This window comes from Streptomyces sp. NPDC051976, from assembly GCF_040680795.1.
Classification (GTDB): domain Bacteria; phylum Actinomycetota; class Actinomycetes; order Streptomycetales; family Streptomycetaceae; genus Actinacidiphila.
Genome location: NZ_JBFAXL010000065.1, coordinates 39,774 through 45,972, shown reverse-complemented (window position 1 = coordinate 45,972; position 6,199 = coordinate 39,774). Strand labels below are relative to the sequence as shown.

At 73.5% G+C, this 6,199-nt stretch carries 9 protein-coding genes; 4 read left to right on the top strand and 5 right to left on the bottom strand.

Going from position 1 to position 6,199, the window contains the following annotated elements; genetic code table 11:
* Positions 1-250 precede the first annotated feature (250 nt).
* On the top strand, positions 251-472 hold the full coding sequence (locus AB0M29_RS38395; RefSeq protein WP_365391444.1) for a hypothetical protein: 222 nt from the start codon (positions 251-253) through the stop codon (positions 470-472).
* A gap of 20 nt (positions 473-492) precedes the next feature.
* On the opposite strand, the gene AB0M29_RS38390 is transcribed toward AB0M29_RS38395, so the two are convergent.
* Genes AB0M29_RS38390 through AB0M29_RS38375 form a run of 4 tightly spaced genes read right to left on the bottom strand, consistent with a single transcriptional unit; the run spans position 493 to position 3,154 of the window.
* Positions 493-1,425 carry a PfkB family carbohydrate kinase gene (locus tag AB0M29_RS38390; RefSeq protein ID WP_365391443.1) on the bottom strand — a complete coding sequence of 311 codons (933 nt, stop codon included), beginning with the start codon at positions 1,423-1,425 and terminating at the stop codon, positions 493-495.
* 43 nt (positions 1,426-1,468) lie between these two features.
* Positions 1,469-1,846 (bottom strand): VOC family protein, encoded by a 378-nt coding sequence (locus AB0M29_RS38385; protein ID WP_365391442.1) that lies wholly within the window; start codon positions 1,844-1,846, stop codon positions 1,469-1,471.
* Positions 1,843-2,277 (bottom strand): nuclear transport factor 2 family protein, encoded by a 435-nt coding sequence (locus tag AB0M29_RS38380; protein WP_365391441.1) that lies wholly within the window; start codon positions 2,275-2,277, stop codon positions 1,843-1,845. The genes AB0M29_RS38385 and AB0M29_RS38380 overlap by 4 nt, the downstream gene beginning before the upstream one ends.
* 34 nt (positions 2,278-2,311) lie before the next feature.
* Entirely contained in the window at positions 2,312-3,154 is an 843-nt protein-coding gene (locus tag AB0M29_RS38375) for an SDR family NAD(P)-dependent oxidoreductase (protein ID WP_365391440.1), read from the bottom strand.
* Between the two features lie 91 nt (positions 3,155-3,245).
* On the opposite strand from AB0M29_RS38375, the gene AB0M29_RS38370 reads away from it, so the two are divergent.
* The 3 genes from AB0M29_RS38370 (at position 3,246) to AB0M29_RS38360 (ending at position 4,885) form a co-directional block, all read left to right on the top strand.
* Positions 3,246-3,713 (top strand): MarR family winged helix-turn-helix transcriptional regulator, encoded by a 468-nt coding sequence (locus tag AB0M29_RS38370; RefSeq protein WP_365391439.1) that lies wholly within the window; start codon positions 3,246-3,248, stop codon positions 3,711-3,713.
* 161 nt (positions 3,714-3,874) lie between these two features.
* Positions 3,875-4,180: a hypothetical protein gene (locus tag AB0M29_RS38365; protein WP_365391438.1), complete on the top strand. Its 306-nt coding sequence runs from the start codon at positions 3,875-3,877 to the stop codon at positions 4,178-4,180.
* Between the two features lie 171 nt (positions 4,181-4,351).
* Positions 4,352-4,885 carry a hypothetical protein gene (locus tag AB0M29_RS38360; protein WP_365391437.1) on the top strand — a complete coding sequence of 178 codons (534 nt, stop codon included), beginning with the start codon at positions 4,352-4,354 and terminating at the stop codon, positions 4,883-4,885.
* Between the two features lie 175 nt (positions 4,886-5,060).
* On the opposite strand, the gene AB0M29_RS38355 is transcribed toward AB0M29_RS38360, so the two are convergent.
* Complete coding sequence (locus AB0M29_RS38355; RefSeq protein WP_365391436.1) at positions 5,061-6,194, bottom strand: M23 family metallopeptidase; 1,134 nt, start codon at positions 6,192-6,194, stop codon at positions 5,061-5,063.
* Between the last annotated feature and the right edge of the window lie 5 nt (positions 6,195-6,199).

Below are 6,199 nucleotides of genomic sequence, written 5' to 3'. Positions count from 1 at the left end.
CCTGAACGCCTTCCAGATCGCCTTCGAGGGCCGGCTCACCCCGGCCAACAACTGAACCCCAACAATCAAGATCAGCCGTTAACTGGACACACCCCGTGAGTACGACGCGAGCGAGGCAGAGCCCCGCGGTCCCGTGCTGGGGTTCTCGGCCGAGGCGTGGGGGGTGTTCGTCGATGAGGTGCGGGCGGGGCGGATTGGGGTGGGGGGAGGTGGGTTGTGAGCCGCCGGAGGGCGGGCTGATGATGGCCGCGTGAGTGAGTGGATGCGTGGGCGGAGTGGGTGGGCGGTCTTCCTGGTGATCTGGGGGGCTTCGCTGACGGGTGGGCTGCTCGGGGCGGCCGCGTCGTGGGCGTTCTTCACGCCCCACGCCGCGCCCAGTGCGTCGAATCTGCGCTGGCTGTTGGGGGGCACGCTGTTCATGGGGCTCAGCGGCACCGTGGGGGCGCTGCGGCGTCGGCGGCGGAAAGCCTGACCGCCGGGCGCCTCGGTGACTCAGGGGGTGTGCATCCAGGTGCGGGTGCCGAAGGAGGCGCAGGAGGTGGTGGCGATCGCGGAGGCGCGGGTGAGGGGGGCGAGGAGGTCGGCGGGGGTTGTGAGGCGGGGTGGGAGGTAGTGGGCGAGGGCGCCGTGGAGGATGTCGCCGGCGCCCAGGGTGTCGGCGATGTCGGCGGTGGGGGGTACGGGGAGTTCGCCGTGGGCGTCGGGGCCCGACCAGAGGATGGGGCCGGGGCCCTGGGTGACGGCGGCCCAGGGGACGCCGTGGGCGGCGAGGAAGGCCAGCGTCTCGCGCGGGGTGGCGGTGCCCGGCGGGTGGAAGTCGGCGGAGCAGACGGCGACGTCGATCCAGGGCAGCAGCTCGGCCGTGCGCGGCTTCCAGCTTCCGCCGTCGAGGAGGGTGAGGCGGCCGGCGGCGCGGGCGGTACGGGCCACGGCGGTGGCCAACTCCATGTGGTGGCCGTCGAGTTCGACGACGGACGCCGCGGCGACCAGGTCGGCGAGGTCGCGTACGGCGGTCGGCTCGGTGGGGGCGGGGAGCGGGCGGCCCGCCGTGTTGAGGGAGGCGACGGCGCGCTGGCCCGTACCGGCGGTGACCAGGATGGACGAGACGGCGGGCGGTTCTGCGCGGTCCGGGTCGAGGTCGACGACGCGGACGCCCAGCGCGGCCAGGTCGGCGGTGACCCCGGTGGCCAGCGGGTGGCGGCCGATGCCGGTGAGCAGGGTGGCCGCGCCGCCGAGATGGGCGTACGCGGCCGCCGCGTTGGCCGCGGGACCGCCCGCCGCGACGGTCTGGGCCAGCGCCGTCAACTTCTCGTCGGGGGCGGGCACATGGTCCACGAGCTGGATGACGTCGAGGGTGCAGAGCCCCACGAACAGCCCCCCGAGCTCGCCGAGCTCCCCGAGCCCCCCGCGCGAATCGCGGTCCACGCCCACCCACCCCACCTCGTACGGTCGCGCCGTACGCACCCCCTCACGGCGCGCGCGTCAGCAACTCCATGTTGTGCCCGTCGGGGTCCTCGAAGTAGACGCCGCGCCCGCCCCACCGCCGGTTGATCTCGTGCGGCACCTGGTGGCCGGGGTCGGCGTAGAACTCGATACCGGCCTCCCTTATGCGGCCGAACGCCGCGTCGAACTCCGCCTCGTCGACGAGGAACGCGTAGTGCTGCGGCCGGAAGTCGGCCGGGTCGCGGTACTCCAGGTAATCGAGGCTGACGCCGTTGCCGAGCGTGAGCGGGACGAAGGGGCCGAACTCCGCGCCCGTTCGCAGGCCCAGGATGCCCGCCAGGAAGGCGGCGCCCGCGTGCTTGTCCCGGACCCGGACGATGGTGTGGTTCAGCTCCACGCTCATCGCGCGCCTCCTTCGGCGGCGGGCCGCCCCGGATCCGCGATCGGGCTGAGGTGCAGCCCCGCCAGCCGCCACGGCTCGGTGCCGGAACCCCGCGCCAGCACCTGCGTGACGCGGAACCGCCCGTCCGCGGGATTGCCCCGGTACGCGGCCCGCTGCTCCATGACGCCGATGACGATCGCGGTCCCGCCGCCCCCGTACGACCTGATGTCGGCCGCCTCCCAGCTCAGTTGGTGGGTGACGAGGTCCCCGCCGCGGTAGCGGTCGAGCCACTGCTCACGGGTGAGGACGAAGCCGAGCGGGCCGACGAGGGTGAAGTCGTCGACCGCGAGCGACGCCAACGTCTCGGTGTCGCCGCCGAGTTCGGCGGCGGCCCAGCGGGCGCCGAAGTCCCGCACCTGCTCGACGATGGTGGCGGTGGTGGTGGTGTTCATCGTTCCTCCTGCACAGGTCGTGAGCGAGTGGATGTCAGGTCGACGCGGGACGCTCCATCGGCCGCCCCTGCCGGTACATCTGCGGCGGCTTGACGCCCGCGAACTGGCCGCCGTCGATGGGCAGTACGGTCCCGGTCACGTACGACGACCGCTCGGAGCAGAGCCACAGCACGGCCGCGGCGACCTCCTCGGAGCGTCCGACCCGCCGCATGGGCGTGGACTCGGCCGCCATCGACCGCGCGACCTCGCCGGCCGCCTCCAGGTGGTGGGTGAGGATCGGGCCGGGGGCGACCACGTTGACCCGGACGCCCTGGTCGGCGTAGTCGAGGGCCGCGACCTGGGTCAGCGCGATGATTCCGGCCTTGCCCGCGGTGTACGCGGCGAGGTTGGCGACACCCCGCAGACCCGCGACGGACGCCATGTTCACGACCGCGCCCCCCGATCCGCCGGAGGCTTCGAGCATCGCCGGGATCTGGTACTTCATCCCGAGAAAGGTCCCGCGGATGTTCGTACGAATGCCCCGGTCGAAGTCGTCGGGGTCGATGTCGGCGAGCGGGGCGGGCCGCGGTCCGTCGGTGGCGTTGTTGAAGGCGGCGTCGAGCCTGCCGTACGTGTCCAGCGCCGTACGCACCAGCCGCTCGGCCGAATCGGCGTCCCCCACATCGGTGGCGACGGCGACGGCCCGGCCGCCCTCCGCGCGGATCGCGTCGACGACGGACGCCAGCGCCGCCGTGTCCCGTGCGCCGAGCACCACCGCGGCCCCGGCGCGGGCGAAGGCTCTGGCCGTCACCGCCCCGATACCGCGGCTGGCCCCGGCCACCAGGGCGACCTTCCCCTCGAACTCCGAACCGAAATCCCGTGCGGCGACGCCGTCCATGGCGAGCTCCTTCCCTAGCTTCCGACGTTAGATCTCTAATCATTTGATGTCAAACGCTTCGAGATCTATCGTTGGTGCTACGATGCGAGGTATGCCGCCACCAGTCCGTGCCCCGATCGGCCTGCACCTCGCCCGTATCACCCGGGGTGTGAGCAGGGCCTTCGACGAGGCGATGGTCGCCGCGGGCGGCTCGACACCGGCGTGGCTGATCCTGATCTCGCTCAAGACGCGGCAGCTCGGCAACCAGCGCCAGCTCGCCGAGGCGGTCGGTATCCGCGGCGCCACGCTCACCCACCACCTCAACGCGATGGAGGACAGCGGCCTCGTCGCCCGCCGCCGGGACCCGGCCAACCGCCGTATCCAGCAGGTGGAACTCACCGAAGCGGGCGAGGCCGCCTTCCACGCGATGCGCAGGGCCGCGACCGCCTTCGACGAACGACTCCGGCGCGGCGTCTCCGAGGAGGAGCTGACCGTACTGACCCGGGTCCTCGACAAGCTGCACGCGAACGTGGCGGAGGATGCCGACGAAGCCGACGAGGCAGGCGCCACGAGCGGGTGACCGGGAGGACGTGGCCGACGTCACCGCCCCGCCTGACGGACCGGGCCCCCAACCGCCGCGCGGCCGATTAGCCTCGGAGACGCCAGGAACAGCCAGGAACTTCCAGGAACAGCTACAGCCAAGAACAGTGCCCGGGGGACGGGTCCGACGAGGAGGATCAGATGGCGCGGATGTCGGCGGGTGTCGTGGCGGCCGGTGGGCTGGTCGCGGGGTACGGGGTCGCCCGGTGGACGAAGAAGCGGGCGCTCGGCGGCGTCACGCTCGCGGCGGCGGGAGCCGTCGCGGCCAGGGAGTGGAACGAGCGCGCGGGCGCCGCCGCCGCCGTGGGCCTGACCAGTGCCTGCGTGGCCGCCTTCGCCGGTTCGCACCCCCTGGCGAAGAAGCTCGGCGCGTGGCCCGCGGTGTTCACCGTCGCCGGCGGCGTGGCGGCGGCGTCCTGGGCGATCTCCGGACGGCGCTCGATCTAAGGCGCGGCGAGACCCCATATACGGTCGGAAGGCGTCGGATTCGCCTTCCGATCGTTCTTTTTCCGCCAGTACGGCGCAAAGTACATCCTTCGCTGACCGTTATCGGTCAAATAGGCATCACGGTGCCTGCTCTCATCGGCACCGCCGCCGTATCGAAGGGGAGGCGTCGGCATGCCGGGCACCATACGTACAGAACAGCGGGCACACAGAGGTCGGAGAACCGGGGGGCGGATCGGGGGGCGGACCACCGGGCGGACATCCGCGATACGGGCGGCGGCCGTCGCCGCCTGCGCGGCGGTCGCGATCGCCGTACTGGCCACGGGCTGCAGCAGCTCCGGATCGTCAGAGGCCAAGGACTCGCCGAGCGCGTCCGCCACCACGGCGCCCCCCACGACCACGCCTGCGACCACCGCGCCGCCCACGACCACACCCAGCACCACCGCACCCACCCACACCACCGCCGCGCCCGCCACACCGCGGCCCACCCCCAAGCGGACGTCGCCCCGGCCCACCGCCCAGGAGCCCGCGCCGCCCTCACCCACCAGCGACCGCAGCGGCGAAGACATCGTCTCCCCGAGCGGACGCCGCTACTCCGCCGGGCAGTTCTGCCCCACCCGCGACCTCGGACGGTCCACCCTCGACGCCCACGGCGTCCTGATCAAGTGCGTGATGGAGAGCGGCCGTCCGCACTGGCACCGCGTCTGACACGTAAGAGTGGCCGCGGACAGGCCGGCGGCCCTGGCGTCGGGGGGGAGTGCGCCAGGGCCGCCGTGTTCGGAAGGCCGGACCACGGGGGTACGAGCCGGGCTGAGGGGGAGGCGCCCGGCTCGGTCCGTGGCACAGACCGTGGTGCGAGGACCGTCACGAGGACGGTGCCGGTTCAGACGGTGATGTCGTGGGCGTGCAGCCACGCCAGGGGGTCGACGGGGGCCGCGCCGCCGGGGCGGACCTCCAGGTGGAGGTGGGGGGCGGTGACGCTGCCCGTGGCACCGACGCGGCCGATCGTGTCGCCGGTGGTGACCTGGCCGGAGGTGACGACCATCGTGGACAGGTGGCAGTACCAGAGCTCGGTGCCGTCGGCGAGAGTGAGGACGACGCGGTAGCCGTACGAACCCGCCCATCCCGCCGAGGTGATCGTGCCGGTGTGGATGGCGTGCACCGGGGTGCCCGTGGGGGCCGCGAAGTCCTGGCCGGTGTGGGTGTTGGCCCACAGCGAGCTGACCTCGCCGAAGCCCGCGGTGAGCGTGTACGAGGCGACGGGCTTGAGGTACGAGGCGGCGAGCCGGGCCAGCCGGTCGGCCTCCTCCTGGGCGGCGGCGGCCGCGTCGGCCTTCGCCTTCTCCTCGGCGGCGGCCTTGGCAGCCGCGGCCTGTTCGCGCACCTTCTGGGCGGCGGCCTCACGGGCGGCCTGTGCGGCGGCGGCCTGCTCGGCCGCGGCGCGTTCGGCCTGTGCGGCGGCGTCACGCTGTTGGTTGGCCTGGCCCAGGATGCGGGCACGCAAGGCTTCACCGGGGTCGGCGGACCGTGCGTCGCCAGCCTCGGGGGCCGGGTTCGTGGGGGTGGTGTCGGACGCCGCCGAGGACGTGGCGTCCGTGGAGGCGGCCTGTTCGCCGACGCTCAGCAGGTCACGCGGCAGATCGGTGGCCTGGAGCGCTGACGGGGCGTCGGGGAGGCCGGGAGCGGCCGGCGCGTCCGAAATCAGCGGCAGGGAAGGGAGTTCGGGCACCTCGGGCGCGTCCGGGAGCGAGATCGGCGCGGGCGCCGCATCGGCCGCCATGGCGACCCCGCCCACCCCACCCGCTCCGACGGCGGCCATCGCGGCCACCCCGATCACGGTGGTGCCGCGGGCCACTGCCCGCTGCCGGGGGAGACGGTGCTTGCCGCGGAGCGCCTCGGCCAAAGCCTCGGCCCGCTCCGCCTCGGTCATGTCGCGCTCGGTCAGGTCGCGATCGTCCCGGTCCCCTGGGGTGCCGAGTTGCGGGGCCGGTGCGTAGGCAGGCTGGTTGGACGCCACGCGGG